Below are 287 nucleotides of genomic sequence, written 5' to 3' on the forward strand. Positions count from 1 at the left end.
ATCTGGCTTTAGTGGAAGGAAATCGCCCTTTCCACAGGAACAAATCAAGAAATGGGATACCAGTAGGCTTGAGAATTTCCAGCGCACAATTGACGCGCTCTGCCGCCTCCCCCGGAGACATGCCGCACTCTTCAACCAGAGAAACAGGCCATTTCTCAGCAATAAACTTGCGCTTACCTTCAATCTGTCGGGAGAAGTCAGCTTTAACCCGTTTAACCGGCCCGAGTCGGTTCTCCAGATAATCGAGATACTCCATTGTCTGCGGATGCTCATGCCCGGTGTCTGCA

The 287-nt window shown here is 51.2% G+C and carries 1 protein-coding gene; it reads right to left on the bottom strand.

What is annotated here, in order from left to right; genetic code table 11:
* Window positions 1-256, bottom strand: a 256-nt coding sequence (locus BUE91_RS01765) for a hypothetical protein (protein ID WP_244889866.1), incomplete at its 3' end; no start/stop codon positions are given.
* Window positions 257-287: the final 31 nt, after the last annotated feature.

Origin of the sequence: Streptobacillus notomytis (genome assembly GCF_001902585.1) — a bacterium.
Lineage (GTDB): Bacteria > Fusobacteriota > Fusobacteriia > Fusobacteriales > Leptotrichiaceae > Streptobacillus > Streptobacillus notomytis.